This window comes from Qipengyuania gelatinilytica, from assembly GCF_019711315.1.
Taxonomy (GTDB): domain Bacteria; phylum Pseudomonadota; class Alphaproteobacteria; order Sphingomonadales; family Sphingomonadaceae; genus Qipengyuania; species Qipengyuania gelatinilytica.
The window spans coordinates 1,328,248-1,355,089 of sequence record NZ_CP081294.1 but is presented as its reverse complement, the minus strand read 5'-3'; the positions used below and the strand labels follow the sequence as shown (position 1 = coordinate 1,355,089).

Below are 26,842 nucleotides of genomic sequence, written 5' to 3'. Positions count from 1 at the left end.
TGCCGATCGCTCGATGCCACGCCAAAAGCCGACCATGTCCGAACCCCTCGTCCTTACCCTGTCCTGCGCCGATCGTCCGGGCATCACCGCCCGCGTTTCCTCGTTCCTGTTTGAGCGCGGAGGCAACATCCTCGAAGCACAGCAATTCAACGACCGCACCTCGGACGCCTTCTTCATGCGGGTGGAGTTCGATCCGGGAGAGGTTTCGCGTGAGGCCATCCGGTCCGATTTCGTGGCGCTGGCCGAGGAATACGGCATGGACTGGAAGCTGGCCCTGCGCGACCGGCCGCGCCGCGTGCTGATCATGGTCAGCAAGTTCGATCACTGCCTCGCCGATCTCCTTTACCGATGGCGGATCGGCGAAATGCCGATGGAACCGGTCGCGATCCTGTCCAACCACCCGCGCGAGGCGATCGAGCATACCCATCTGGGCGATATTCCCTTCCACCACCTGCCGATCACGCGCGAGACCAAGTCGGAGCAGGAAGCACAGGTCCGCGAACTGGCCGAGCGATACGACGCGGAGCTGGTGGTGCTGGCGCGTTACATGCAGATCCTGTCGGACGAGCAGGCGGCGCATTTCGCCGGGCGCTGCATCAACATCCACCACTCGTTCCTGCCCGGCTTCAAGGGCGCCAAGCCCTATCACCAGGCCTACGAGCGCGGTGTCAAAATGATCGGGGCGAGCGCGCATTACGTCACCACCGATCTCGACGAAGGCCCGATCATCCACCAGGCGGCAGAACCGATCAGCCATGCCGACACGCCGGACGAACTGGTGCGCAAGGGCCGCGAGATCGAGAGCCGCGTGCTGGCCGAAGCCGTGCGCCTTCACCTCGAAGAGCGGGTACTCCTCAACGGCCAGCGCACGGTGGTCTTCAGGAGCTGATCAGCGTTTCGCTACCCGCGTCTTGGCGCGTTCGGCCTCCATTGCCTTGTCCTCGTTGGCGCGCTTGATGACGTATTGCCGGATGGCCTCGATCTCGTCTTCGGAAAGCGAACCGGCAAAGCTTGCCATGCCGTTGTCCTGCAACGCGCCGCCATGAACGATCTGCAGCCATGCGGTGCGGTTCTCCAGCGCGCCCGAGCGCCGCAGGTCGGGCAGTTCGGTCGATCCGACTGCCGCGGGTGCGTGGCAGACGGCGCAATAGCGGGCGTAATTGCTACGGCCGAGCTCGATCGTTTCCGCGCTTGCCTTGGAGAGCGGCGGATCGAGCGGAGCAAGGGCGAAATCGGGTTCTGGGGGAAGCTGCACGTCGCCGCCCAGCTTGAACACGAGAAGTCGGCTGATGTTACGCACCGGCTTCATCTGGTCGATAAGTTCGCCATCTACCGAAAGCGCGAAGGCGCCGCCCCAGCCGGCGAGCACGGCAACATATTGCTCGCCATCGACCGTGTAGGTCATCGGCGGAGCGACTACGCCGGTCTGTGCCGCGAAACTCCATAGCTTGTCGCCGGTGGCCGAATTGTAAGCCGCGAACTCGCTACCCGAATTGCCCTGGAAAACGAGCCCGCCTGCAGTGGCCAGCAGGCCGCCGTTCCACGGTCCGGGATGTTCGACTTCCCAGCGCACCTTCTGCGCGACCGGGTCCCAGGCGAGCAGCTTGCCCTTGATGGTACCCTGGACCTGCCGGCGGATGCCGAGATCTGGCGGCAGGTCGCCAGCGCCCAGATCGTATCCGACATTGAACCCCCGCGCGCGGTCGGGTTTCCAGTTCGCCTCGGGCGCATAAAGCATCGCCGCTTCGAAGGCCGGGATGTACACGAGGTTTTCGCCCGGATGATAGGCCATCGGGTGCCAGTTATGGCCGCCCAGCGGGCCGGGCATGACGAGCGCGGGCTTGCCGGTGATATCGATCCGCGTTTCCGGGTTCATGATCGGGCGACCGTCCTCGCTCATGCCGGTCGACCAGTTCTGCGGGATGTATGGCTCGGCCGAAATGAACTCGCCCGTCGCACGGTCGAGGACATAGAAATAGCCGTTCTTGGGCGCCTGCATCAGCACCTGCCGTGTCCGGCCGTCGATTTCCATGTCGGCCAGGATGATGTGCTGCGTGGCGGTATAGTCCCATGTCTCGCCGGGCGTGGTCTGGTAATGCCAGACGTATTCTCCCGTATCGGGGCGGATCGCGACGATGCTGGAGAGATAGAGGTTGTCGCCTTCACCGGTGCCGTCTTTGCCTGGGCTGCGATAGGCGCGGTTCCACGGGCTGCCGTTGCCGACCCCGAAGTAGAGCAGGTCGAGTTCGGGATCGTAGGCCATCGAATCCCAGACTGTGCCACCGCCGCCGATCGAATCCTCTCCGGTCAGCGCATCGCCGCTCCAGGTCTCGGCAGCCGTCTTGAGATATTCGGGAGCGTCATCGCCTTCGTCGCCCGGCACGGTGTAGAAGCGCCACAGCTCTTCGCCGTCCTCGGCGTCATAGGCGGCAATATAGCCGCGTACGCCAAACTCGGCCCCGCCATTGCCGATCAGGACCTTGCCGTCGATCACGCGCGGTGCGCCGGTGATGGTGTAGCTCTTCGCCTGGTCGACCGTGACCTTTTCCCAGGCCACTTGGCCGGTGTCGCGATCGAGCGCGACCAGCCTGCCGTCGAGCGTGCCGAGGAACAGGTGGTCTCCCCAGGCCGCAAGGCCGCGGTTCACGACATCGCAGCAGGCTTTCACGCCAGTTTCGCCGGGAACCTGCGGATCGTAGCTCCACAACGGCTTGCCGGTGGCGGCATCGAAGGCGAAGACCTTGCTCCATGCGCTTGTGACATAGAGCTTGCCGTCCATCACCAGCGGTGTCGCTTCCTGTCCGCGCGCGGTATCCATATCGGCGAACCATGCGAGGCCGAGTTCGGACACGGTCTCGCGGTTGACCTGGTCGAGCGGGGAGTAACGCTGCTCGGAATAGGTGCGACCGTGGCTGATCCAGTTGGCGCTGTCCTGGTCGGCATTGATCAGTCGCATGGCGTCGATGCCGCCTTCCGGCGCATCGCTATTGCTGCCGCAAGCTGCCAGAAGCAGCGCACCCATCGTGGCAAGGCCCCGAAGTTTCATCCCTCTCTCTCCCTCAACCGGCGGCCTTTGGGTCGCTCGATGAAACCTATCCTGCCTTCCAAGCGTATTCTTGTCCATCACCCTCGCGCACGAGGCGAGGCGGCAGATACGGGAGAAACGGCGATGTGCGATCAAAACCATCTGGAACGTTGGGCGAAAAAGGAACTCGATCGCAGGACCTTCGGTGCCGCCGGACTTGCCGGAATGGCAGCAGCATGTGCGCCGGTCGACCAGGCCGTGTCCGCTTCGGGAGAAGCCAGTGCCGTCACGATGCGCAAGGTTTCTTTCGCAACCGGCGAGGGCACGCTGGACGGTGAGTTCTACACCTCCGGCACCACACCGCGCCCCGGCGTCATCTTCTGGCCGGACATCGCAGGCATCAGGCCGGCGAAACGGCAAATGGCCACCCGTCTGGCCGAAGAAGGCTATGCCGTCCTCCTCGCCAACCCCTACTACCGCGACGTAGCGGGCCAGCAGTTCGAGGATTTCGCGAGTTTCGCGGCAAGCGGCGGCTTCCAGACGGTGCGCCCGTGGCGCGGCAAGTTCACTGCGGAGACCAAGCGTCTCGACAACGCGGCCGCAGCCCGATGGCTGATGCAGCAGGACGAGGTTGCGAGGGATCGTGGGATCGGTGTGCAGGGATACTGCATGACCGGCGGCCATGCTCTTTACGGCCCGTGGTCGGAAGACGTGATCAGCGCCGGTGCCAGCTTCCACGGAGGCGGCCTCGTGACCGGCAGCGAAACCAGCCCGCACCGCACCTTGCAGGAAGACGGCCATTACCTCATCGCGATCAGCCAGGACGACGATGCCGAAGCTCCTACCCACGCGGGCATCCTGCGCGAGGCGGGGCAGGATACTGCCGGTGCGGAAGTCGAGGTCTATGCCGCAGACCACGGTTTCTGCGTTCTCGACAGTCCCAGCTATGACAAGGCCGAGGCCGAGCGGGCATGGGCGCGCCTGCTGGCGCTCTATTCAGAGGCTCTCTAGCAAACAGCCTGCCTAACCGCCGCCGGTTTTTCTTCCCCTGTTAACACCCTCGCGCTAGCATGCGCGAAACGGGATTGTTTTCGGGGGTTGGAAATGGATTTGCTGGGTGTTCTGGTCGCGATAATCGGCCTTGTCGTCATCTTCCTCGCGATGGGCGTGCGCGTGGTCAAGCAGGGCTACGTCTACACGATCGAGCGGCTGGGCAAGTTCACCCTTGCCGCAGAGCCGGGCCTCCACCTCATCATCCCCTTCATCGACCGTGTCGGGCAGAAGGTGAACATGATGGAGCAGGTTCTCGACATTCCGGGCCAGGAAATCATTACCAAGGACAACGCCATGGTCGGCGTGGACGCGGTGGTGTTCTTCCAGGTCCTCGATGCGGGCAAGGCGGCTTACGAAGTCTCCAACCTCTACAATGCGATCATGGCGCTCACTACCACGAACCTTCGTACGGTGATGGGCTCGATGGACCTCGACGAAACGCTTTCCAAGCGTGACGAGATCAACGCCCGCCTGCTGGCGGTGGTCGACCATGCGACGTCGCCTTGGGGCGTGAAGATCACGCGTGTCGAGATCAAGGACATCCGTCCGCCGATCGACATCAGCGAGGCAATGGCCCGGCAAATGAAGGCGGAACGCCTCAAGCGCGCCGAAATCCTCGAGGCGGAGGGCGACCGTGCTTCGGAAATCCTTCGCGCAGAAGGTTCGAAGCAGTCCGCGATCCTCGAAGCCGAAGGCCGCAAGGAGGCCGCCTTCCGTGACGCAGAAGCGCGCGAGCGTGAGGCCGAGGCGGAAGCCAAGGCGACGCAGGTCGTGAACGATGCGATCGCCGGTTCGGGCGGGCAGGCGCTCAACTACTTCGTCGCGCAGGAATATACCAAGGCGGTCGGCAAGTTCGCCACCAGCCCCAATGCCAAGACCATTCTCTTCCCGGTCGAGGCGACGCAGCTCATCGGCTCGCTCGGCGGGATCGGCGAACTGGTCAAGGGAATCACCGACGACGGCCCCGGTGGCGGATCGCCGCCGCGCCCCTCCACCCCGACACGCACGGCACCTTCGCCTTCGCCGGCTCCGCGCCCGCAGCCGCGCAGCTCCACGCCCACCGTGCCGCGTAGCGGTGGAACGCCGGGAGCACGCTGATGGAGTGGTTCGAAACGCTCGCCCCGCACTGGGTCTGGCTCGCGCTCGGGTTCTTCCTCGCCGCGGCCGAAATCCTCGTGCCAGGCTATTTCCTGATGTGGCTTGCAGGCGCAGCACTGGTCACCGGCGTGATCGCATTCGCCCTGCCGATCGGTATTCCGCTCCAGATCGTTGCCTTCGCCATGCTCTCGATCGGCGCGGTCTTCATCGGCCGCAATTACCTGCGTGCCAATCCGGTCGAGGATGCCGATCCCAAGATGAACCGTCGCGGCATGCGCCTCGCCGGTGAGACCGCGATCGTCGTGACCGCGATCGACGGCGGCACGGGACGCGTGAAGCATGGCGATAGCGAATGGCTCGCCAAGGGCTGCGACGCGCAGGTTGGCGAGAAGGTCCGGATCAGCGGCAGCGATGGTGCCGTGCTGATCGTCGAGAAAATCTAGCTTACGATCAGGCCGACAGGCGCGGCTCGAAACGGCCGTGCTTGCGGTAGCGCGTCATCCACTTGTCGAGGAACAGGCCCAGCGGCTTGGGCTCGATGTCGAACTTCTCGAATCCGGGATAATCGCCGCTGGCGACATTGCCCTGCTTGAGCAGGTTCCACTGGTCGCTGCCCATCGGCGTGCCGGGCAGGGCTGCGAAGGTGGCCGAAAGACCGTCGGGCATCGGCAGGAAGGTCCGCTTGCGGCGCTGCGCATCGGCGATCCGCTGGTTGATCTCCATCATGGTCAGCTTTTCGGGACCGCCGAGTTCGTACGTCTTCCCGCCATGCTTGCCGGGGTTTTCGAGGCTGCGCGCGATCACTTCGGCAACATCGTCGACATAGACGAGCTGCAGCTGTGCATCGGGCCCGAAGACCGGCAGCACCGGAAGTTTCGAGATCAGGTCGCCGAACATGTTGAGGAAATTGTCGTCCTTGCCGAAGACGATGCTCGGGCGCACGATGGTCGCGTTCTTGAAGGCGGCCTTCACGGCCTGCTCGCCGCGATGCTTGGCGGCCGCGTAGTCATTGGTGGTGTCTTCGTCAGGCTCGGCCGCAATCGCGCTCACATGCACGAAAGCACCAGCACCAGCATTCGTGGCAGCTTCGGCCATCCAGCCCGGCGCATCGCCCATGAGCTTGTAAAGATCGCCCTGGAAGCTGCCGACGAGGTTGACCACGGCATCGGCGCCTTCGATGCAGCGCTCGACGCTCTGGCGGTTGGTCGCATCGCAGCGGGCGAACTGGAGCTGGCCCAGATTGGCGAGCGGCTTGAGGCTGAATGCCTTTTCCGGATTGCGGGCCGCGATCCGCAGGCGTGCGCCGCGTTCCAGCAGGGCCTGCGCCACGTAATTCCCCAGGAATCCGCTGCCACCCATGAGGACGACGAGTTTACCGTTGAGCGCGCTGCTGTTTGCCATGACCTGCCTTGGAAATTGATGCTGTCCGTTAGGATTTCGGGCTGCCCCTAGCCGTAACCCATGCGAGGCCGCAAGCGTTCCTCTCATCGAGGTGCGAATAGCGTTGACAAGGGGGCGACCCCTTCGCTAGTGGCCCGCGCCTACCACGGACACGGACTCGTATGATCCGCTTGTCTCGTAAGTGTGCCCAGATGGCGGAATTGGTAGACGCACCGTCTTCAGGTGGCGGCGCTCGCAAGGGCGTGGAGGTTCGAGTCCTCTTCTGGGCACCATTTTTCGATAGCTTGCGATTTTCGAAGTGCGCGCTGCGTGCGGTGGCCTAGATTGCGAAATCGAGGCTGTATCCGGGCGCATAGTAGAGACGGGTCGCCGTGACCGAGCGCTGGTCCAGCCATGTCACGCGTTTCATGGTGAAGAGTGCCTCGCCTTGCTCGAACCCTAGAACGGCGGCCAATTCGGCGTCGGCGCTGGTTGCGCAGAGGCTCACATCGCCGCGAGTGAACGGCACGGTGCGGATCAGCCATTCATTGGCGCTCGTCTGTGCGAGGTCGGCCTGTTCGAATTCGGGAACCGTCCCGAGATTTACCCACCGGCGTTCGAACACGAATGGGCGCCCGTCGGACAGGTGCAGAGTCTCGAGATAGGCGCAGCGACTCTGTTCTCTCACGCCCAGGAGCTGCGCGATCTCCGCCGTCGGTATGAGAGTTTCGCGCCGCACTATCCTCGCCGAATAGGCTGCGTCCCGGCTTTCCACCTGTTCGCGGATGATCGGGATCTTGAGCTGCGCTTGAGGGGCGGGCATCGGGCGCACCCTTGTGCCGCCCTTGCGCTTGCGCTCGACGATGCCCTCGTCGGCCAGCGCCTGCAGGGCGCGGTTCACGGTCGTGCGCGAACACTCGTATTCGGCGGCAAACTCCATCTCGCCGGGGATCAGTTCGCCAAGCTTCCATTCGCCTGCGACGATCCGCTCGCGGATGGCCTCGCGAATCCCTCCATGGGTGACGCCGTTCACAGGGCGCTCCGCAGCTCGGCCATGGTGGTCGCGAACTTGCGCCGGATTTCGCCGGCGCGGACATGGTCGCCGCCGGTCACGATATGGCGGCCTGCCGACCAGACATCGCGGACGGGATTGCCCTCTACACCAAACACCCAGCTGTCGATGCGCTGGTCGGGATCGGCCCAGTCGAGGAAGGGGATGTCGTCGCGAAGGGCTACAAGGTCGGCCAGCTGGCCTGTCTCGATCGTGCCTGCCTTGCGGCCGACAGCCTGCGCGCCGCCGCTCGCCGCGCGTTCCAGCAAGTTGCGGCCGTTGGAGCGGGCCTTGTCGTCGGTCAGCACAGCGCGCTGGCGCAGGAGGAGGCGCTGGGAGACTTCGAGCATGCGCAGCTCTTCGGCTGCTGATATGCGGATATTGGAATCCGATCCGACGCCGAACCGTCCGCCCGCGGCGAGATATTCCTGCGCGGGAAATATTCCGTCGCCGAGATTGGCTTCGGTGGTCGGGCAAAGACCTGCGACAGCACCGGACTGCGCGAGATCGCGTGTCTCGCCCTCGTCGATATGTGTCGCATGGATGAGGCACCAGCGTTCGTTTACGGGCATGGTATCGAGCAGCCAGCGGACCGGCCGTGCGCCGAGCGCGGCTTCCACTTCTTCGATCTCCCTGACCTGTTCGGCAGCATGGATGTGGAACGGGCCCTCGGGGCACAGGTCGAGGCACACAGAGAGGCCTTCGCCATCGACGGCCCTCAGCGAATGCGGCGCGACGCCGAGGCGGAAGTCGGCAGGCATGTGCGCGGCGGCGTCCGCAATGGCGGCGTAGAGCGTCTCGAACTCTTGCGGACTGCATCCGAAGCGCGACTGGCCCTGGTTCAAGGCGCGCTTGTCGAGCCCGCCATGGCTGTAGAGGACCGGCAGGTGTGTCAGGCCGATGCCGCTCGTCTCGCTCGCTGCGAAGATGCGCTGCGACATCTCGGACACGTCGTCGAAATGCGCGCCCCGGGGCTGGCGGTGGAGGTAATGGAATTCAGCCGAGGCGGTGAAGCCTGCCAGCGCCATATCCATCTGCACCTGCGCGGCGATTGCCTCGATATGCTCGGGCGTGAGGACCTCGAGGAAGCGGTACATGACCTGCCGCCAGCTCCAGAAATCGTCGGAGCCGGAAGGTCCGCGCGTCTCGGCAAGGCCCGCCATTGCGCGCTGGAAACTGTGCGTGTGGAGATTGGAAAGGCCCGGGATCAGCGTGCCGACGGCACTCGCGGCATCGAAGCCGTCATTGCCGAGATAGGTGATCGTGCCCGTATCGTCCCAGCGGACCACATGGTTCGCGAGCCAGCCGCCCGGGGTCAGGACCTGCCGCGCAGAGATTTCACCGGCCATAGCAGCTTGCGCCTTTCCAATATTATGTGCATACATAATCACGCAAAGAGGGGAAGCGCAAGCCCATGAGTCTCAGGGTCTTCAACGGATGCAGCGCGGCGACCATGAGCGCCGGCGAGGGCTATGGCCTGGTCGAAAACGCAGCCATTGCTATCGAGGGAGGGCGAGTTGCGTGGGTTGGGCCTGCACAGGATTTGCCGCCCGAATATGCCGATTGTCCCGCAACCGATCTCGGCGGCGCGCTGGTCACTCCGGCCCTGATCGAATGTCACAGCCATCTCGTTTTCGGTGGCGACCGGGCGCAGGAATTCGCCATGCGGCTCGGCGGGGCAAGCTATGAGGAAATCGCTCGCGCGGGCGGCGGTATCCGTTCGACCGTCAAGGCGACGCGCGAGGCAAGCAATGAGGAATTGCTCGCATCGGCCTTGGTCCGGGTCGACGACCTGCTCGCCGACGGGGTCGCGGTGATCGAGGTGAAGTCGGGCTACGGCCTCACCGTCGAGCAGGAATTGCGCATGCTTCGCGTCGCGCGCAGTATCGAACAGCACCGGCCGGTCCGCATTTGCACGACCTGGCTCGCCGCTCACGCGCTTCCACCCGGTTACGAAGGCCGAGCCGACGATTACGTAGAAGAGGTCGCGATCGCCGGATTGCGGCAGGCCCATGCGGAAGGCCTCGTCGATGCGGTCGATGCCTTCTGCGAGAATATCGGTTTCACTCCGGAACAGGTCCGCCGCGTGTTCGAAACCGCACGCGAACTGGGCCTACCGGTCAAACTCCATGCCGAGCAGCTGAGCGACCTCAAGGGCGCCGTGCTGGCGTCGGAGTTCGCAGCGCTCTCGGCCGATCACCTCGAATTTTTGGCCCCCGAAGACGCCGCGCTCATGGCGAAAAGCGGCACGGTCGCCGTGCTGCTGCCGGGCGCATTCTTCACCTTGCGCGAGACGCAGCTGCCACCGGTCGAGGCCCTGCGTGAGCATGGCGTCGCCATGGCCGTCGCGACCGATGCCAATCCCGGCAGTTCGCCCATGTCCTCGCTGCGGCTGGCGATGGGGATGGCTTGCACGCTGTTCCGCCTGACGCCTGTAGAGGCGCTGGCGGGAGCGACACGCAACGCGGCCTCAGCGCTCGGGCTCTCGGACGAATATGGCTCCATCGAAGCGGGCAAGCGCGCGGAACTCGCCGTCTGGCAGGTGCAGCATCCCGATTACCTCAGCTACTGGCTCGGCGGCGACTTGCTGCGCGGGCGGATCGTGAACGGAGAATTCCATGAGCGTTGAGCTCGTCCCCGGCCAGGTCGGCATGGCGCAACTCGAGGCGCTGTATCGTAGCGGCTCAGCCTTCCATATCTCGGGCGAGGCAATGGGGCAGGTCGCGGGCGCCGTCGAACGGCTGGAAAAGGCCATGTCCAAGGGCGAGGCTCTCTATGGTGTGAACACGGGCTTCGGAAAGCTCGCCAGCGTGCGGATCGCGGAAGCCGACCTTGCCGCCCTCCAGCGCAATATCGTGCTCTCGCACAGCGCAGGCTTCGGCAAGCCTCTGCCCGCCGATGTGGTTCGCCTTATCATTGCCTTGAAATGCATCTCGCTCGGACGCGGAGCCTCGGCAGTGCGCCCGGTTGTCATCGAGCGACTGCAGCAGATGGTCGCCAGCGATGTCATCCCGCTCGTGCCCGAAAAGGGATCGGTCGGTGCCTCGGGCGATCTTGCCCCGCTGGCCCATGTCGCTGCCACGCTCATCGGTGAGGGCGAGGCATTCTACAAGGGTGAGCGGATGGCGGCGGGCGCGGCTTTGCAAAAAGCCGGTCTGGAGCCGGTCGAGCTGCAGGCGAAGGAAGGCCTCGCTCTTCTCAATGGCACGCAGGTTTCGACGGCGCTGGCGCTGGTCGGCCTGTTCGACGCCTGGAACCTCGCCACCAACTCGCTCGTGACGACCGCGCTGTCGATCGATGCGGCGATGGGGTCCTCGGCGCCATTTCGCGACGAGATCCACACGCTGCGCGGCCATCGCGGCCAGATCGACGCGGCGCGGATCGTGCGTGACCTGCTCGAAGGTTCGGAGATCCGGGAAAGCCACCGCGAGGACGATCTGCGCGTGCAGGACCCCTATTGCCTGCGCTGCGCTCCGCAGGTCGTGGGTGCGTGCCTCGACCAGCTGCGCAATGCGGGCCATGTGCTGCGCACCGAGGCCAATGCAGTGACCGACAATCCGCTGGTGCTGTCCGACGGTGAGGTGGTGTCAGGCGGCAACTTCCATGCAGAGCCGGTGGGACTGGCAGCAGATGCCATCGCCCTTGCCATCTCGGAGGTCGGCAGCATCGCCCAGCGCCGTGTCGCCCTGCTGGTCGATCCTTCGCTCAGCTTCGGCCTTCCGGCCTTCCTCTCCGCTAATCCGGGCCTGCAATCGGGCCTGATGATCGCCGAGGTGACTTCTGCTGCATTGATGAGCGAGAACCGCGCGCTCGCCAATCCGCGTACGGTGGATTCCACGCCGACCTCGGCCAATCAGGAAGACCATGTCTCGATGGCATGCCATGCCGGGCGCCGCCTGATCGAGATGAACGAGAACCTGTCCGCAATCCTCGGTATCGAGGCCATGTCGGCGGTCCAGGGGATTGAATTCCGCGCACCGCTCAGCACCAGCGATGCGCTGCAAACGGTCATGGCGCGCGTGCGCGAAGCCTCGCCGGTGCTGGACAGCGACCGCATGGTCGATGGCGATATCGCCGCCGCAGCTGAACTGCTCGCATCGGGACCGCTCTGCGAGGGACTTCACGAAGCCACGATCGGCGAGGCACTGGGATGAACCCCGTCTGTGTCGAGACCGGCAATTCGCCCATCGTCCTTGCGCAGCCGCATTCTGGGACGTGGCTGCCACACGATGTTATCGAAGCATTGGAACCCGCCGCGCGAGAGCTGTTCGACACCGACTGGCGTATTCCGGAACTCTATGAAGGGCTCCTCCCCGACGCGACCATCGTGCGTGCGACCTTCAACCGCTATGTCATCGATGCAAACCGCCCGCCCGACGACGCGTCGCTTTATCCGGGCCAGAACACGACCTCGCTCGTCCCGCTGACCGATTTCGATGCCAAGCCGATCTGGCGGCAGGAACCTGACGCTGCCGAGATCACGCGCCGGAAATCCCAATTCCATGCCCCCTATCACACGGCGCTGGCCGAGCAGCTTGCGCGAGTGAAAGCGCAGCACGGTTTCGCCGTCCTCTACGATTGCCATTCGATCCGCAGCCACGTGCCCTATCTGTTCGAAGGCGAATTGCCTGTGCTCAACATCGGGACCAATTCCGGGACCTCTTGCTCCCCCGCGATCGAGAGCGCTGTCGAGCAGGCCTGTGCCACAAGCGCCTTCACCCACGTCCTCAACGGCCGCTTCAAGGGCGGCTGGACCACCCGGCACTACGGAAGGCCTGCCGAGAACATCCATGCCGTCCAGATGGAGATCGCGCAAAGCGCCTATCTCGCGGCCGAGGAACCGCCCTTCACCTATTCCCCCGACAAGGCCGCGACGCTGCGCGATACGCTCGCCGCGGTCTTTGCCGGCATCGAAAGCACTTTCGGAGATTTATAATGAGGACTTCGGCATGACCATCGACCGCCGCAACGCCCGTGACGTGAAGGCCCCGACCGGCCCGGAGCTCAATTGCGGCAGCTGGCAGACCGAGGCGCCGTTCCGCATGATCCAGAACAATCTCGACCGCGAAGTGGCCGAGAACCCGGACGAACTGGTCGTCTATGGCGGTATCGGCCGCGCGGCGCGCAGCTGGAGCGATTTCGACCAGATCCTGACCAGTTTGAAAACACTGTCGGACGACGAGACGCTGCTGGTCCAGTCGGGCAAGCCCGTCGGTGTCTTCCGCACGCATGGCGATGCGCCGCGCGTGCTCATCGCCAACTCGAATATCGTGCCGCACTGGGCGAACTGGGAGCACTTTAGCGAGCTCGATCGGAAGGGCCTGATGATGTACGGCCAGATGACCGCCGGCTCGTGGATCTATATCGGCACGCAGGGCATCGTGCAGGGCACTTACGAGACCTTCGTCGAGGCTGGTCGCAAGCATTATGGCGGCGACCTGACTGGCAAGTGGATTCTCACCGGCGGGCTCGGCGGCATGGGCGGCGCGCAGCCGCTCGCGGCTGTGATGGCGGGCGCCTGCTGCCTCGCGGTCGAGTGCAATCCGGAAAGCATCGATTTCCGCCTCCGCACCCGCTACCTCGACGAACGCGCCGATAGCGTGGACGAGGCCCTCGAAATGATCGAGCGCTGGACGGCGGCGGGCGAGGCCAAGTCGGTCGGCCTGCTCGGCAATGCCGCGGAGATCTTCCCCGAACTGGTGAAGCGCGGCGTGCGGCCCGACATCGTCACCGACCAGACGAGTGCGCATGATCCGGTGAACGGCTACCTGCCCGAAGGCTGGACCATGGGCGAATGGCGCGAAAAGCGCGAAAGCGACCCCAAGGCGGTCGAGAAAGCGGCGCGCGCCTCGATGCGCCGTCAGGTCGAAGCCATGCTGGCCTTCTGGGATGCGGGCGTGCCGACGCTCGATTACGGCAACAACATCCGCCAGGTGGCGCTGGAAGAGGGGCTGGAGAACGCCTTCGACTTCCCCGGCTTCGTGCCCGCCTATATCCGCCCGTTGTTCTGCCGCGGTGTCGGCCCGTTCCGCTGGGCTGCGCTTTCGGGCGATCCGGAAGACATCTACAAGACCGATGCCAAGGTGAAGGAGCTGCTCCCCGACAACCACCACCTCCACAATTGGCTCGACATGGCGCGTGAGCGGATTGCCTTCCAGGGCCTGCCCGCACGCATCTGCTGGGTGGGCCTGGGCGATCGCCACCGGCTCGGCCTCGCCTTCAACGAAATGGTTGCGACCGGCGAACTGAAGGCGCCCGTCGTGATCGGCCGCGACCACCTCGATTCAGGTTCGGTCGCCAGCCCCAATCGGGAGACAGAGGCGATGAAGGATGGCTCGGACGCGGTTAGCGACTGGCCGCTGCTCAACGCCCTCCTCAACACCGCCAGCGGCGCGACTTGGGTGAGCCTGCACCATGGCGGCGGCGTGGGCATGGGCTTTTCGCAGCATGCGGGCATGGTTATCGTTGCCGACGGGACCGAGGATGCGGCGCGGCGTCTCGAACGCGTGCTCTGGAACGACCCGGCAACTGGTGTGATGCGTCATGCCGATGCGGGCTATGACGAGGCTGCGGATTGTGCGCGCGAGAAGGGGCTGAACCTGCCGGGCATCCTCGGCTAGCGCGCCCTCGCTCGTCAGAAATCAAGCGCTTCGACCAGGGCGCCGGCTTCGCATGCGGGACTGCCTGCAGGCCTGCGGATGAGCCAGTCGGCTTCGGCCAGTGGCGCCTGCGACCCGCTCTCCTGATTGCTGCGCGGCACCAGCCCGTCTGCAGTGGCCCGTGCCCGGACGAAGGTCTCGCGCGAGCCGGTCGGCGGCAGGGCGGCGGCCAGCGGCATCGACAGGAACCGGAGCTGCCCGGATGCCGAGCCACCCTGCATGGCGGCCAGCAGCGGCCTCAGGAAAAGGCGCGCGGTCACCATCGCGGAGGTCGGATTGCCCGGCAGTCCGAGGACCATCTTGCCGCGCGATGTGCCAAGCCAGACAGGTTTTCCCGGCTTGATGGCGATTTTCGAGAACACGAGGTCGAGGCCCGCATCGCCGAACATCGGGCGGGCGAGATCGTGATCGCCGACCGAAGCGCCGCCGGTCACCACCACGCAGTCCGCCGTGTCGAGGGCCTGACCTGCCAGCCCGGTCAATTCGCCTAGATTGTCTCCGCCGCGCGAGCGGGAAACGATCTGCGCGCCCATCTCTTGGGCCATGGCGGCGACCCCGAAACTGGCCGATTCCGGCAATGCCCCGGGCGTCTCGAAAGCGCTGCCGGGAGGCGCGAGTTCGTCGCCGGTCGCGATGATGGCGATGCGCGGGCGCGCATGCACCTCCACAGTCGCTACGTCGGCGGCGGAGGCCGAGACTATCGCGCGCGGGGTCAGGCGATCTCCCCGCTTCAGGAGGTTGTCGCCAGCGCGAAAATCGCTCCCCGCCTCGCGGATGTGGCGGGCCGGACCGTAGCCTTCGGAGAAGCGAACCTTGCTGCCCTCGCGCTCGGCATATTCCTGCATGATGACGCAATCCGCGCCTGCGGGAAGCGGGGCGCCGGTGAAGATCCTCGCCACCTCGCCGTCCGACAGGGTGCCGGGATCGGCTGCGCCCGCCTTGATCTCGTGCGCGACGGTCAGCCATTGGCCTGGACGCGTTGCGCCTTCTGCCACCGCATAGCCATCCATCGCGGAGATCGCCCTTGCCGGTGCATCGCCGCGCGCGCACAGGTCCTGGGCGAGGTAGCGGGCCGAAGCCTCGGCGAGAGGCACTTCCTCTGTCGCCAATGGACGCACCGCAGCTGCCAGTTCTTCGATTGCGGCATCGAAATCGAGCATGCCTGCTGTCAGCCCCCGATCGAGGCGAGATGCGGGGTCTGTCCGCTGTTCCCGTCGTGCAGGCGATGCCCGCGCATCTTGGTGGGCATGGCGGCGCGGATACGGTCCACCAGCGCATCGAGCTGGTCGTCCGCTTGCAGGAGGTCGCGCAGGTCGAGGCCCTCGTCACCGAACAGGCACAGGTGCAGCTTGCCGCGGCTCGACAGGCGCAGGCGATTGCAGCTGTCGCAGAAGCCCGACCCATAGGGCGAGATCAGCCCGATCGAACCGCGGCTCGAAGGGTGGACATAGTCATTGGAAGGGCCGGCTCCCGGCTGGCGGGCGCTGGCCTGCCAACCTTCTTCGAGCAGGCGGGAGCGGATGACTTCGCCCGGCAGAGCTTCGCCGCGATGGAAACCTGCATTGTCGTTGGTGCGCATCAGTTCGATGAAACGCCAGGTGACCGGGCGGTCCGCGACAAATGCGAGAATGTCCTCCCAGTCGCGCGCGCCGAGCGATTTCATCAGTACGCTGTTCACCTTCACTGCCTCGAATCCTGCGTCGAGACAGGCATCGATCCCGGCGATCACCTCGCTCAGGCGGTCATGGCCGGTGATCCTTGCGAAGCCTTCCGGATCAAGCGTGTCGATACTGACGTTGACCGCGTCGAGTCCGCTTGCCCGCCAAGCCTTCGCATTGTGCGCGAGGCGGTATCCATTGGTGGTCAGGGCAATGCGTTCGGCGCCCGGAACGCCCGCTACGGCTTCGAGGATTTCGCCGAAGTCGGGCCTCACCGTGGGTTCGCCACCGGTGAGGCGGAATTTCCACAGGCCGAGGTGTGCAAATGCGCGCACGGCCCGCAGGATTTCGTCGCGGGAAAGTTCCGGCGCCAAGCCCGTTTGTTTCCTGAAGCCGTCAGGCAGGCAATAGGTGCAGCGGAAATTGCATTTCTCGGTCAGCGATATGCGCAGGTAGGAGAAGTGCCGGCCGAAACCGTCCCGCAATCCGCGTGCGTCGCCATCTGGCGCAGGACCTGGTGCGGAAGCCGGGGGATCGAATAACGCCATGGACGCAATTCCTAGTCGCAGTTTTGCACCTTGGCCAGCCACGTTTTGAGGGACTTGGCAAGGCCGGCATTGACTAACGCTGCATGTATATTAGATAATGCGCATATAAAGGTGACGCCATGACCCATACTGATGACGATGTAATCGAGGCAGCCGCCGGGCAGGTCGAACGTGCTCTTGCCGACACGGCGCTGCAGCCTGAAATCAAGGCATTTTTCGACGAGGAAACGAACACGGTCAGCTACGTGGTCCACGACCCGGATACGCGCCAGTGCGCGATCATCGATTCGGTGCTCGACTATGACGCGGCTTCGGGTCGTACCTCGCATGAATCGGCCGATCCCATCCTCGACCACATACGGCAGCACGACCTGACCGTCGAATGGCTGATCGAAACGCACGCCCATGCCGACCATCTTTCGGCAGCGCCCTACCTGCAGGAAAAGCTCGGCGGGAAGCTCGCCATCGGCCGCGAAATCATTGAGGTCCAGGAGGTCTTCGGCAAGCTGTTCAATGCCGGCAGCGATTTCGAGCGCGACGGATCGCAGTTCGATCACCTGTTCACGGACGGCGAGACCTTCATGCTCGGCCGGATCGAAGGCATGGCGCTTCACGTCCCCGGCCACACGCCCGCCGACTATGCCATCGTGATCGGCAATGCCGCCTTTATCGGCGACACGCTGTTCATGCCCGATTTCGGCACGGCGCGCGCCGATTTTCCCGGCGGCGATGCGCGGGTGCTGTTCCGGTCGACCCGCCGCCTTCTCTCGCTGCCCGCACAGACGCGCCTGTTCATGTGCCACGATTACAAGGCGCCGGGCAGGGACGAATATGCCTGGGAAAGCAGCGTCGCCGAACAGCGCGCGGGAAATGTCCACGTGAAGGAAGGCACGAGCGAGGACGAATTCGTCGAAATGCGCACGGCGCGTGACCGCACTCTCGCCATGCCCAAGCTGATCATGCCGGGCGTGCAGGTGAACATGCGCGGCGGTCATCTTCCCGAACCCGAGGAGAACGGTGTGAGCTATATCAAGATACCGGTGAACACGCTGTGATGCTGCCCGGATTTCCAGACGCGGCACCCGTCGACGGGCTTGCCGGTGGCGTGCTGATCGGCCTTGCCGGAGCCTTGCTGTTGCTCGGTGCCGGTCGCATCGTCGGCGTGTCGGGTATTGCCAGCCGCGCCGTCGGCCTCAGCAGCGAAGGCATGTCCAGGCGTTCGGCGTGGCTGTTCCTCATCGGCCTGCCGCTGGGCGCGGCTATCGTGGCTACGCTCAAGGGCGGACTGAACCCCGAATTCGTGTCGCTGCCCTTGCTGGCCGTGGCAGGTGTCCTCGTCGGCTTCGGTGCGCGGCTCGGCAGCGGCTGCACGAGCGGGCACGGCGTGTGCGGCGTTAGCCGTTTGTCGCAGCGCTCGATCGTGGCGACGCTGACCTTCATGGCCTCCGGCATCGCTACCGTCGCCCTCATGGGAGCAGTCGGATGAGCCTGCGCAATTACTTGCCCCCGCTCGCTTCGGGCCTCCTGTTCGGTGCGGGTCTCGCCCTTGGCGGAATGACCGATCCGGCGCGCATTCGCGGTTTTCTCGACATTTTCGGCGCGTGGGATCCGACGCTGGCTTTTGTCATGGGCGGTGCCGTGCTGGTGATGGCCGTGGCATGGCGGTTCGTGCCGCGCATGACCAAGCCGATTTTCGCGCAGTCTTTCGCCTTGCCCGACCGGTCGGACCTCACGCCCCAGCTGGTGTCGGGCGCGACATTGTTCGGTATCGGATGGGGTCTTGCCGGCCTGTGCCCGGGCCCGGGCTTCGCGATCCTCGCAATCGCACCGCTTCAGGCCGTGGTTTTCCTCGCCAGCCTGGTGGCGGGGATGGCTCTTAACCGGGTGATGTTCAAAGGCTGAGGTCGCTCAGCAGCCGGGCAGGCCGCCTTCTTCGGCAGGCGCGCAATACAGTGCGTAGAGCGTGCCTATCACGGCTTTCACTTCCTCGCTGTCGAGCGAATAGTGGATGAATTGCGAGCTGCGCCGCGTCTTCACGAGTTTTTCGCGCCGCAGGACCGACAGGTGCTGCGAGAGGGCCGATTGCGAAAGCGGGACAAGCTCGGTCAGCTCGCCGACCGTCATTTCATTCTGGGAAAGCTGGCACAGGATCAGCAGGCGCCACTCGTTAGCCATCGACTTCAGCAAAGCCGTCGCACGCGAAGCGTTCTTCTGCATGTCTTCCATGGGCATTTCCATGGTCTGTCGTATTCCCCTGCTTAACCCGAAGCCTGTTTTGAAAGCTTCGCCAAATTACCCCTAGTCGGCGGATAAGGCAATTGCCGAGGGCTCTTTGCAGCGATCTGTTTGCCCTGCCACCAATGCGCTGTAATAGCATGGCAGGGGTGGCGAGGATTGTAGAGGCTCGCCGTCCGACGGAGGGAGATGGGCATAAATCCGTTCGAGACCGTCCACGAGGACGTTGGCCTTTCGCCGCAAGTCGGCGACGAGGTAAAAACGTCCACCTGCTACATGTGTGCCTGCCGCTGCGGCATCAAGGTGCATCTCAAGAACGGCACCATCCGCTATATCGAGGGCAATCCCGACCACCCGGTAAACAAGGGTGTGCTGTGCGCCAAGGGCAGTGCGGGCATCATGCACCAGAACGCGCCTGCCAAGCTGACCAAGCCGCTGCTGCGCGTCGGCGAGCGGGGTTCGGGCGAGTTCAGGGAAATCGAGTGGGACGAAGCGCTCGAGCTTGCGACCGAATGGCTGGGTGAGGTGCGCCAGCGCGACCCGGGCAAGCTCGCCTTTTTCACGGGGCGCGACCAGTCCCAATCCTTGACCGGCTGGTGGGCGAGCCAGTTCGGCACGCATAATTTTGCAGCCCACGGCGGCTTTTGCTCGGTCAATATGGCGGCGGGCGGGCTCTACACGCTGGGCGGCGCCTTCTGGGAATTCGGCGAACCCGATTACGAGCGCACGCTCTACCACATGATGTTCGGCGTGGCCGACGATCATGACAGCAATCCCATCAAGCTCGGCCTGGGCAACCTCAAGACGCGCGAAGGGACCAAGTTCGTCTCGGTCAATCCGGTACGCACCGGCTATTCGGCGATCGCGGACGAATGGATCGGCATCCGCCCCGGCACCGACGGGCTCTTCGTCTTCGCGATCATCCACGAGCTGCTGCGCGCAGAAAAGATCGATTGGGCGAGCCTTGCGCGCTATTCCAATGCGCCGTGGCTGGTCATCCGCGAGCCGGGTGCGGCAGATGACGGCCTGTTCTTGCGCGGGCCAGATGGCGGGCCGCTGGTCTGGTGTCTCGAACAGGGCAAGGAAGTGCTGGCCAACGCCGTGCACCGCAAGCCTGCCTTCGCCGGCGAGCGGCAGGCCCGCGGGCGCACGGTCGTCCCTTCCTTCCAGCTTCTCGCCGAACGCTATCTGGCCGAGGAATTCTCGCCCGAGGCAGTGGCCGAGACCGCCGGCGTTCCCGCCGAAGTCACGCGCCGGATTGCCGCCGAACTGGCTGAGACCGCCTTCGAGAAGGAAATCGTCATCGAGGAGCCCTGGGTCGATGCCTGGGGCCGCCACCACGATAGGTTCGTCGGCCGTCCGGTGAGTTTTCACGCCATGCGCGGCATTTCGGCGCATTCGAACGGCTTCCACACCTGCCGCGCGATCCATATCCTGCAAGCGCTGCTCGGCAGCGTCGATTGCCCGGGCGGCTGGCGCTACAAGGCGCCGTTTCCCAAACCGATACCGCCGGGCATCAAGGCGGCGTGGCCCAAGGCGGAGGCGGGGCTGCCGCTCGATGGTCCACCTCTCGGCTTTCCGCGCTCGCCCGAAGACCTGATCGTCGACCAGCACGGCGATCCGCTGCGCATCGACAAGGCGTTCAGCTGGGAGCACCCGCTCGCGCTCCACGGCATGATGCACATGGTGCTGCACAATGCGGCGAACCACGATCCCTACGGCATCGATGTCCTCTTCATGTTCATGGCGAACATGGCGTGGAACAGCTCGATGAACATCCCCGAGACGCTGGGGTATTTCACGAAGAAGCGCGAGGATGGTGAATATGTCATCCCGAAAATCATCTACTCCGATGCCTTCTATTCGGAGACGGTCCCCTATTGCGACCTGATCCTGCCCGACACGACCTATCTGGAGCGGTGGGACTGTATCTCGATGCTCGACCGGCCCATCTCCTCCGCGCATGGCGGGGGCGATGCCATCCGCCAGCCGGTGGTCCCGCTCGACCGCGACGTGCGGCCCTTCCAGACGGTGCTGCTCGACCTCGGCGCAAGACTCGGCCTGCCGGGGATGACGAATGAGGACGGCTCGCCCAAATTCCCCGGCGGCTATGAGGATTACATCGTCAATCACGAACGCGCGCCCGGTGTCGGGCCGCTGTCGGGCTGGCGCGGCGAAGACGGGAGCAAGTCGGGCGTGGGCGCGGTCAATCCCGACCAGCTCACGCGTTACGTCGAGAACGGCTGCTTCTGGCACGAAGAGCTGCCGCTGTCGGCACAGTTCATGAAGTTCGCCAACCGCGAATATCTGGAGCACGCGAAGAAGATGGCGTGGCTGGGCCATGCCGATCCGATCACCTTCCAGCTCTATAACGAGGATTTGCAGAAATTCCGCCTCGCCGCGCAGGGACATGGCGACATCCAGCCGCCCGAGGCGCATCGCGAGCGGATCGAGACCTATTTCGACCCGTTGCCGATCTGGTACCAGCCCTTCCTCGAACGCGACGAGGGCGGTGAGGAATTCCCGGTCCACGCGCTCTCGCAGCGGCCGATGCACATGTATCACAGTTGGGGCAGCCAGAACGCGTGGCTGCGGCAGATCACCAGCGCGAACAAGCTGCACATGCACCGCGAGCTTGCGGCGAAACACGAGCTTATGGATGACGACTGGGTCTGGATCGAGAACGGGCGAGGGCGGGTGAAGGCGCAGGTCCGGCTGGTGACCGGCGTGAACCCAAACGTCGTCTGGACGTGGAACGCCATCGGCAAGCGCAAGGGCGCTTGGGGCCTCGACAAGGACAGCCCCGAATTCGAGAAGGGGTTCCTCCTCAACCACATCATCACCGAGAAGCTGCTGCCCGAGAAAGGCGGGAAGGAATATTCGAATTCCGACCCCGTCACCGGACAGGCGGCATGGTACGATCTGCGCGTCCGACTGAGGAAATGCAGCGTGGAGGAGGCTGGCGAGGCCTATCCGATGTTCGAAGCCGTCGACAAGCGCTTCAGCGGCCAAGAATGCCCGATGGAATTCGGCGCAAACCTGCAAGGCAATGACACCGGCGGCAAGGCACCGCTCAAGGAATTTATCGGCCAGCGCAGCGCCAACCACAGCTGGGTCGATGGCATCAGGGACGGACGCGGAAACAGGGTGAGCGAGAAACCATGACCAGCCTGCCCAAGACCACCGCAAAGAAGCTCGGCCTCGTCGTCGATCTCGACATCTGCGTCGGCTGCCACGCCTGCGCGGTGAACTGCAAGGAATGGAACGCCGGCGCCAAATCCGCGCCGCTCACCGATTACGATCCCTACGGCAAGAAGCCCGACGGCGTGTGGTTCAACCGCGTCCACACCTATGAAACCACCGACGAGGCGGGCCACGGACAGACGGTCCATTTCCCGCGCAGTTGCCTCCACTGCGAGGATGCGCCCTGCGTCACCGTTTGCCCAACCGGCGCCAGCTACAAGCGCGAGGAGGATGGTATCGTCCTCGTCAACGAGGACATCTGCATCGGCTGCAAACTGTGCAGCTGGGCCTGTCCCTATGGCGCGCGCGAATATGACGAGAACGAAGGCGTGATGAAGAAATGCACGCTCTGCGTCGACAAGATCTACAACGAGAACTTGCCCGAAGAGAGCCGCGTGCCGGCCTGCGTTTCCACCTGCCCCGCAGGCGCGCGCAGCTTCGGCGATCTGGGCGACCCGGATAGCGAGGTCTCGAAACTGGTCGCGGCGCGCGGCGGCTACGACCTCATGCCCGAACAGGGGACCAAGCCGGTCAACAAGTACCTGCCGCCCCGGCCGCGGCAGGACGGGCGCGGCGGCGACAAGGCTCCGCGCATGCTCGAGCACGCCGATGACAGCACCGAGGGCGCGGGGCTGATCGCGCGCTGGGTCGACAAGATCCTGTCGTGAGGAGCTGACCGAGATGCATCCGGCGAAATCCGTCATCTTCTTCACCACCGCGAGCGGCGCGGGCTACGGTATGATGATCTGGCTTGGCGTGCTCGCCGCACTGGGAATGCTGCCTCAAGAAACCGTGTTCGGCATTCTCGTCTTCGGCCTCGCATTCGCACTTATCGTCGGTGGCCTTTTGTCCTCGACCTTCCACCTCGGGCGGCCCGAGCGGGCGTGGAGGGCGATGTCGCAATGGCGCACGAGCTGGCTTAGCCGGGAGGGACTGGCCGCCATAATCGGCTTCGTGCCGCTCGGCCTGTTTGCGCTCGTTGCAATCTTCTCGATTGCCGACATGGCGCTGGGTGTAGTCCTTGGCCTGGTTGGCGCGGCGATGGCGCTGCTGACGCTCTATTGCACCGCGATGATATATGCATCGTTGAAGACGATACCCGCGTGGCACAACCGCTGGACCGTCGCGGGCTACCTCGTGCTCGGCCCGATGAACGGCGCGGTCATCCTCGCATTCCTGCTGGCTGTTTTCGGCTTCGAAGAAGCGGCTGGCACGATGCGCACGATCGCCGGTGTCATGATCATCATCGGCCTGACGGTAAAAACCTTCTACTGGAAGCATCTCGCCACCGCGCCCGCCACGAGCACTGCCGGCAGTGCGACCGGCTTGGGACATCTCGGCAAGGTCGAAATGACCGGCAGCCCGCACGACCAGGACAATTACCTCCTGCGCGAAATGGGTTTCCGCATCGCCCGCAAGCACGCACGCAAGCTAGGCCGGATTGCCATAGTGCTCGGCTTCTGGATGCCGCTTGCATGTCTCTTGGTGGCAGGAATTTTCCTCGATGGCGGATTGCCCGCCGCCGGAATAGCGCTCCTGTTTGTCGCGGTTATCGCATGCCAGATTGGCATCACCGCCGAGCGCTGGCTGTTCTTCGCCGAGGCCAGGCACGCGGTGACGCTCTACTACGGCGAAAAGGCGCTCTGATAGGCTCGTCCCCCGGATTGCAGGCAGCACCAAGAGCCTTTTGGCGCGCAGCGAAGAACGCGTCATTCCGGTCTGCTCGGCTTGGGGCATTGCAGCATTAGCGAGCGCGCTTCCCGCATATCTTGCCCAAGCCGAATTGCGGATATGCTGACACTCAAACCGGTTGCAATTGCGCACCGATTTGCTTTGGTATGCGCGAGAGAGATTTGGAGAGAGAAGTATGAGCAACGGACCGCTTACCGGCCTGCGTGTCGTCGAATTCCAGGGTATCGGACCGGGGCCGCATGTGGCCATGCTGCTTGCCGACCTCGGCGCGGAAGTGGTCCGCATCGAACGCCCGGGCCACAAGCCGATGAACGCGGTGGTCGAACGTGCTCGTCATCGCGCGGCGGTCGATCTCAAGAGCGAGGACGGGCAGGCTTTCGTCAAGAAGGCGCTCACCAATGCCGATGTGCTGATCGAAGGCTTTCGCCCCGGTGTGATGGAGCGCCTCGGACTTGGTCCCGATGTCGTGCTCGGCCTCAACCCGCGCCTTGTCTATGCGCGCATGACCGGCTGGGGGCAGGACGGCCCGCTGGCGCAGGCGGCGGGGCACGACCTCAACTATATCGCCATCACCGGCGCGCTCGACAGCATCGGGGCAAAGGGCGAATTGCCGATCCCGCCGCAGAACCTTGTCGGCGATTTCGGCGGCGGCTCGATGTATTGCGCTTTCGGTATCCTCGCCGCGCTTTACGAGAGGCAGACCAGCGGCAAGGGGCAGGTGGTCGATGCGGCCATCGTCGATGGCGTGACCAGCCTGATGAGCTTTTTCTACGGCCAGCCGCATTCGGCACTTCGCACGACGCAGCGCGGGGCGGGGCTGCTTGGCGGCGCGGCGCATTTCTACCGCTGCTATGAATGCGCGGACGGCAAGGAAATCACCGTCGGCGCGATCGAACCGCAGTTCTATGCCGAACTGCTCGCCCGCGCCGATGCACCCGAAGAGCTGCGCGAAGGCCAGATGAACCCGGCGAACTGGGACGATTACACCGAAAAGCTCGCCGCACTGTTCAAGACGAAGACGCAGGCCGAATGGGCCGCGCTGCTAGAAGGCACCGATGCCTGCTTCGCCCCGGTCGTCCCGCTCGACGAGGCGAAGGACCATCCGCACATGAAGGCGCGTGGTGCATTCGTCGATCATGGCGGGCGCTCGCACACCGCACCGGCACCCCGCTTCGACCGCACCCCGGGCGTGATCCGCGACAGTGCGACCGACGGCGAAGAGGTGGTGGCGCGCTGGGCGCAAGGGAGCTAGAGAGCCGCGCATAAGGAGAGATTTTACAATGCGCGATTGCACCAAGTTCTACATCGACGGCCAGTGGGTCGATCCGGTTGCCGAAAACACCCAGCCGGTCGAGAATCCCGCCACCGAAGAAACCATCGGCCACATCAGCTTCGGCACCAAGGCCGATGTCGACAAGGCGGTCGCTGCCGCACGCCGCGCATTCGAAAGTTTCAGCCAGACAAGCAAGGAAGAGCGCCTCACCCTGCTGCGCGCGATCCAGGCGGAGATCGCCAACCGCAAGGACGATCTCGCACTCGCCGTGAGCGAGGAAATGGGCGCGCCGATGAGCCTTGCCAATGGTCCGCACACCGGCCTGCTCGCCGGCCACTGCCAGACCGCCATCGACGTGCTCGAAGGTTTCGAATTCGAACGCCAGGACGGCCCGACGCTGCACATCTGGGAGCCGATCGGCGTGGTCGGCATGATCACCCCGTGGAACTGGCCGTTGAACCAGATCGCCTGCAAGGTCTTCCCTGCGCTCGCAACTGGCAACACGATGATCCTCAAACCTTCCGAAATCGCGCCCTTCGACGCCTATATCTTTGCCGAGATAATGGACGCGGCGGGCGTGCCCGCGGGCGTGTTCAACCTCGTCAACGGTGACGGTCCGGGCGTGGGCGAAGCGATGAGCGGCCACCCTGACATCGACATGATCAGCTTCACCGGATCGACGCGCGCGGGCGTGCTGATTGCCAAGAATGCCGCCGATACGGTCAAGCGCGTGGCGCAGGAACTGGGCGGCAAGAGCCCCAACATCATCCTCGACGACAGTGCCTTCACCCAGTCGGTCATGCGCGGCACCATCGCCATGATGGGCAATTCGGGCCAGACCTGCACTGCGCCCAGCCGCATGCTCGTGCCGCACAAGCGCATGGAAGAAGCCAAGGCAGCGGCCAAGGAAGCTGCCAAGGGCGTGATCCCCGGCGATCCCAAGGGCAATGCCACGATCGGACCGGTCGTCTCCAAGGCACAGTGGGACAAGATCCAAGGCCTCATCGAAAAGGGTATTGAGGAAGGCGCGACGCTGGTCGCGGGCGGCCCCGGCAAGCCCGAAGGGCTGGAAACCGGCCATTACGTCAAGCCGACCGTCTTCGCCGATGTCACCAACGACATGACCATCGCGCGCGAGGAAATCTTCGGGCCGGTCCTCGCGATGATCGGCTATGACGATTACGACGACGCCATCCGCATCTCGAACGACACCGAATACGGCCTTGCCAGCCACATCATGGGCGAGGATATCGAGACCGCGAAGAAGCTCGCCAAGCGCATCCGCGCCGGCCGTGTCGCGATCAACGGCGGCTATGACATGAACGCGGCCTTCGGGGGCTACAAGAAGTCGGGCAATGGCCGCGAATGGGGCGAGTGGGGCTTCCACGACTTCCTCGAAATCAAAGCCGTGATGGGCCATAGCTGATGGCGGGCAGGCACTTCGACGAATGGCAGGTCGGCGACAAGCTGACCCATGAAATCCGGCGCACGGTGACAGAGGCGGACAACCTCTTCTTCACCGTGATGACCCACAATCCGCAGCCCCTGCACCTCGATGTGGAAGCGGCCAGGGAAAGCGAATTCGGGCAGATCCTCGTCAACGGGACCTACACTTTTTCGCTGATGGTGGGCCTTAGCGTGGGCGACACCACGCTCGGCACCCTGGTGGCGAACCTCGGTTACGACAAGCTCGTCATGCCCAAGCCGGTCTTCATCGGTGACACACTGCATGCGACCAGCGAGGTGATCGGACTGCGCGAAAGCAAGTCGCGCCCCGATACCGGGATCGTGACCTTCCTCCACGAAGCGGTGAACCAGCGCGGCGAGGTCGTCTGCCGCTGCGAACGTTCGGCGCTGCTCAAGAAAAGCGTCTGATACCCGGCGGTTGCACCCATTGTGCCCCTTCGCGCGTTGAGTAGCGAAGGTG

Annotated in this window: 24 protein-coding genes and 1 tRNA gene; 18 read left to right on the top strand and 7 right to left on the bottom strand. The window is 64.4% G+C overall.

The features are described from left to right. The first annotated feature begins 34 nt into the window (after nt 1-34). Nucleotides 35-889 (top strand): formyltetrahydrofolate deformylase, encoded by an 855-nt coding sequence (gene purU, locus K3136_RS06740; protein WP_221432090.1) that lies wholly within the window; start codon nt 35-37, stop codon nt 887-889. Here the strand turns inward: purU and K3136_RS06735 are convergent, their stop codons facing one another. Continuing rightward, complete coding sequence (locus K3136_RS06735) at nt 890-3,046, bottom strand: PQQ-dependent dehydrogenase, methanol/ethanol family (protein WP_247711463.1); 2,157 nt, start codon at nt 3,044-3,046, stop codon at nt 890-892. Between the two features lie 123 nt (nt 3,047-3,169). On the opposite strand from K3136_RS06735, the gene K3136_RS06730 reads away from it, so the two are divergent. The 3 genes from K3136_RS06730 to K3136_RS06720 all read left to right on the top strand — a co-directional run bounded on the left by K3136_RS06730 (nt 3,170) and on the right by K3136_RS06720 (nt 5,619). Beyond that, the gene (locus K3136_RS06730) at nt 3,170-4,036 is read left to right on the top strand and encodes a dienelactone hydrolase family protein (RefSeq protein WP_221432089.1); all 867 of its coding nucleotides are present in this window, start codon (nt 3,170-3,172) and stop codon (nt 4,034-4,036) included. Between the two features lie 93 nt (nt 4,037-4,129). After that, entirely contained in the window at nt 4,130-5,176 is a 1,047-nt protein-coding gene (locus tag K3136_RS06725) for an SPFH domain-containing protein (RefSeq protein ID WP_221432088.1), read from the top strand. Next, the gene (locus K3136_RS06720; protein WP_221432087.1) at nt 5,176-5,619 is read left to right on the top strand and encodes an NfeD family protein; all 444 of its coding nucleotides are present in this window, start codon (nt 5,176-5,178) and stop codon (nt 5,617-5,619) included. The genes K3136_RS06725 and K3136_RS06720 overlap by 1 nt, the downstream gene beginning before the upstream one ends. 7 nt (nt 5,620-5,626) lie before the next feature. Here the strand turns inward: K3136_RS06720 and K3136_RS06715 are convergent, their stop codons facing one another. Beyond that, a complete protein-coding gene (locus K3136_RS06715; protein WP_247711462.1) occupies nt 5,627-6,577 on the bottom strand; it encodes a complex I NDUFA9 subunit family protein in 951 nt (316 codons plus the stop codon). Between the two features lie 185 nt (nt 6,578-6,762). Between K3136_RS06715 and K3136_RS06710 the strand changes: the two genes are divergently transcribed. Then, a tRNA-Leu gene (locus K3136_RS06710) sits at nt 6,763-6,849 on the top strand. A 47-nt stretch (nt 6,850-6,896) separates the two neighbouring features. Here K3136_RS06710 and hutC read toward each other — a convergent pair. Beyond that, a complete protein-coding gene (hutC, locus tag K3136_RS06705) occupies nt 6,897-7,589 on the bottom strand; it encodes a histidine utilization transcriptional repressor HutC (RefSeq protein WP_221432085.1) in 693 nt (230 codons plus the stop codon). Then, nucleotides 7,586-8,956, bottom strand: a complete 1,371-nt coding sequence (locus K3136_RS06700; RefSeq protein ID WP_221432084.1) for a formimidoylglutamate deiminase — start codon at nt 8,954-8,956, stop codon at nt 7,586-7,588. The genes hutC and K3136_RS06700 overlap by 4 nt, the downstream gene beginning before the upstream one ends. A 65-nt stretch (nt 8,957-9,021) precedes the next feature. Between K3136_RS06700 and hutI the strand changes: the two genes are divergently transcribed. From hutI to hutU, 4 genes are read left to right on the top strand one after another with little or no spacing between them, the layout of a single operon-like run. Next, nucleotides 9,022-10,236 carry an imidazolonepropionase gene (gene hutI, locus K3136_RS06695; protein ID WP_221432083.1) on the top strand — a complete coding sequence of 405 codons (1,215 nt, stop codon included), beginning with the start codon at nt 9,022-9,024 and terminating at the stop codon, nt 10,234-10,236. After that, nucleotides 10,226-11,761: a histidine ammonia-lyase gene (gene hutH / locus K3136_RS06690; RefSeq protein ID WP_221432082.1), complete on the top strand. Its 1,536-nt coding sequence runs from the start codon at nt 10,226-10,228 to the stop codon at nt 11,759-11,761. Before hutI ends, hutH begins: the two co-directional genes overlap by 11 nt. Beyond that, nucleotides 11,758-12,543 carry an N-formylglutamate deformylase gene (gene hutG / locus K3136_RS06685; protein WP_221432081.1) on the top strand — a complete coding sequence of 262 codons (786 nt, stop codon included), beginning with the start codon at nt 11,758-11,760 and terminating at the stop codon, nt 12,541-12,543. Before hutH ends, hutG begins: the two co-directional genes overlap by 4 nt. A gap of 13 nt (nt 12,544-12,556) precedes the next feature. Beyond that, nucleotides 12,557-14,227 (top strand): urocanate hydratase, encoded by a 1,671-nt coding sequence (gene hutU / locus K3136_RS06680; RefSeq protein WP_221432080.1) that lies wholly within the window; start codon nt 12,557-12,559, stop codon nt 14,225-14,227. A gap of 14 nt (nt 14,228-14,241) precedes the next feature. Here the strand turns inward: hutU and K3136_RS06675 are convergent, their stop codons facing one another. Beyond that, nucleotides 14,242-15,426 (bottom strand): molybdopterin molybdotransferase MoeA, encoded by a 1,185-nt coding sequence (locus K3136_RS06675; RefSeq protein WP_221432079.1) that lies wholly within the window; start codon nt 15,424-15,426, stop codon nt 14,242-14,244. An 8-nt stretch (nt 15,427-15,434) separates the two neighbouring features. Beyond that, nucleotides 15,435-16,472 carry a GTP 3',8-cyclase MoaA gene (gene moaA / locus K3136_RS06670; RefSeq protein ID WP_221432078.1) on the bottom strand — a complete coding sequence of 346 codons (1,038 nt, stop codon included), beginning with the start codon at nt 16,470-16,472 and terminating at the stop codon, nt 15,435-15,437. A gap of 119 nt (nt 16,473-16,591) precedes the next feature. On the opposite strand from moaA, the gene K3136_RS06665 reads away from it, so the two are divergent. From K3136_RS06665 to K3136_RS06655, 3 genes are read left to right on the top strand one after another with little or no spacing between them, the layout of a single operon-like run. Then, entirely contained in the window at nt 16,592-17,527 is a 936-nt protein-coding gene (locus K3136_RS06665; RefSeq protein WP_221432077.1) for an MBL fold metallo-hydrolase, read from the top strand. Continuing rightward, nucleotides 17,527-17,958: a YeeE/YedE family protein gene (locus K3136_RS06660; RefSeq protein WP_221432247.1), complete on the top strand. Its 432-nt coding sequence runs from the start codon at nt 17,527-17,529 to the stop codon at nt 17,956-17,958. Before K3136_RS06665 ends, K3136_RS06660 begins: the two co-directional genes overlap by 1 nt. After that, nucleotides 17,955-18,374, top strand: coding sequence for a DUF6691 family protein (locus K3136_RS06655; protein WP_221432076.1), 420 nt, complete (start codon nt 17,955-17,957; stop codon nt 18,372-18,374). Before K3136_RS06660 ends, K3136_RS06655 begins: the two co-directional genes overlap by 4 nt. Nucleotides 18,375-18,380: 6 nt before the next feature. On the opposite strand, the gene K3136_RS06650 is transcribed toward K3136_RS06655, so the two are convergent. Continuing rightward, nucleotides 18,381-18,698 carry an ArsR/SmtB family transcription factor gene (locus tag K3136_RS06650; RefSeq protein WP_221432075.1) on the bottom strand — a complete coding sequence of 106 codons (318 nt, stop codon included), beginning with the start codon at nt 18,696-18,698 and terminating at the stop codon, nt 18,381-18,383. 198 nt (nt 18,699-18,896) lie between these two features. Between K3136_RS06650 and K3136_RS06645 the strand changes: the two genes are divergently transcribed. The 6 genes from K3136_RS06645 to K3136_RS06620 all read left to right on the top strand — a co-directional run bounded on the left by K3136_RS06645 (nt 18,897) and on the right by K3136_RS06620 (nt 26,790). Then, on the top strand, nt 18,897-21,872 hold the full coding sequence (locus tag K3136_RS06645) for a molybdopterin oxidoreductase family protein (RefSeq protein WP_221432074.1): 2,976 nt from the start codon (nt 18,897-18,899) through the stop codon (nt 21,870-21,872). Continuing rightward, nucleotides 21,869-22,618 carry a 4Fe-4S dicluster domain-containing protein gene (locus K3136_RS06640; protein ID WP_221432073.1) on the top strand — a complete coding sequence of 250 codons (750 nt, stop codon included), beginning with the start codon at nt 21,869-21,871 and terminating at the stop codon, nt 22,616-22,618. Before K3136_RS06645 ends, K3136_RS06640 begins: the two co-directional genes overlap by 4 nt. A gap of 13 nt (nt 22,619-22,631) precedes the next feature. Beyond that, nucleotides 22,632-23,597 (top strand): dimethyl sulfoxide reductase anchor subunit family protein, encoded by a 966-nt coding sequence (locus K3136_RS06635; protein WP_221432072.1) that lies wholly within the window; start codon nt 22,632-22,634, stop codon nt 23,595-23,597. Between the two features lie 220 nt (nt 23,598-23,817). Continuing rightward, entirely contained in the window at nt 23,818-24,894 is a 1,077-nt protein-coding gene (locus tag K3136_RS06630; protein ID WP_221432071.1) for a CaiB/BaiF CoA transferase family protein, read from the top strand. A gap of 28 nt (nt 24,895-24,922) precedes the next feature. Next, a complete protein-coding gene (locus K3136_RS06625; protein ID WP_221432070.1) occupies nt 24,923-26,341 on the top strand; it encodes an aldehyde dehydrogenase family protein in 1,419 nt (472 codons plus the stop codon). After that, nucleotides 26,341-26,790: a MaoC family dehydratase gene (locus tag K3136_RS06620; protein ID WP_221432069.1), complete on the top strand. Its 450-nt coding sequence runs from the start codon at nt 26,341-26,343 to the stop codon at nt 26,788-26,790. Before K3136_RS06625 ends, K3136_RS06620 begins: the two co-directional genes overlap by 1 nt. Nucleotides 26,791-26,842 lie beyond the last annotated feature (52 nt).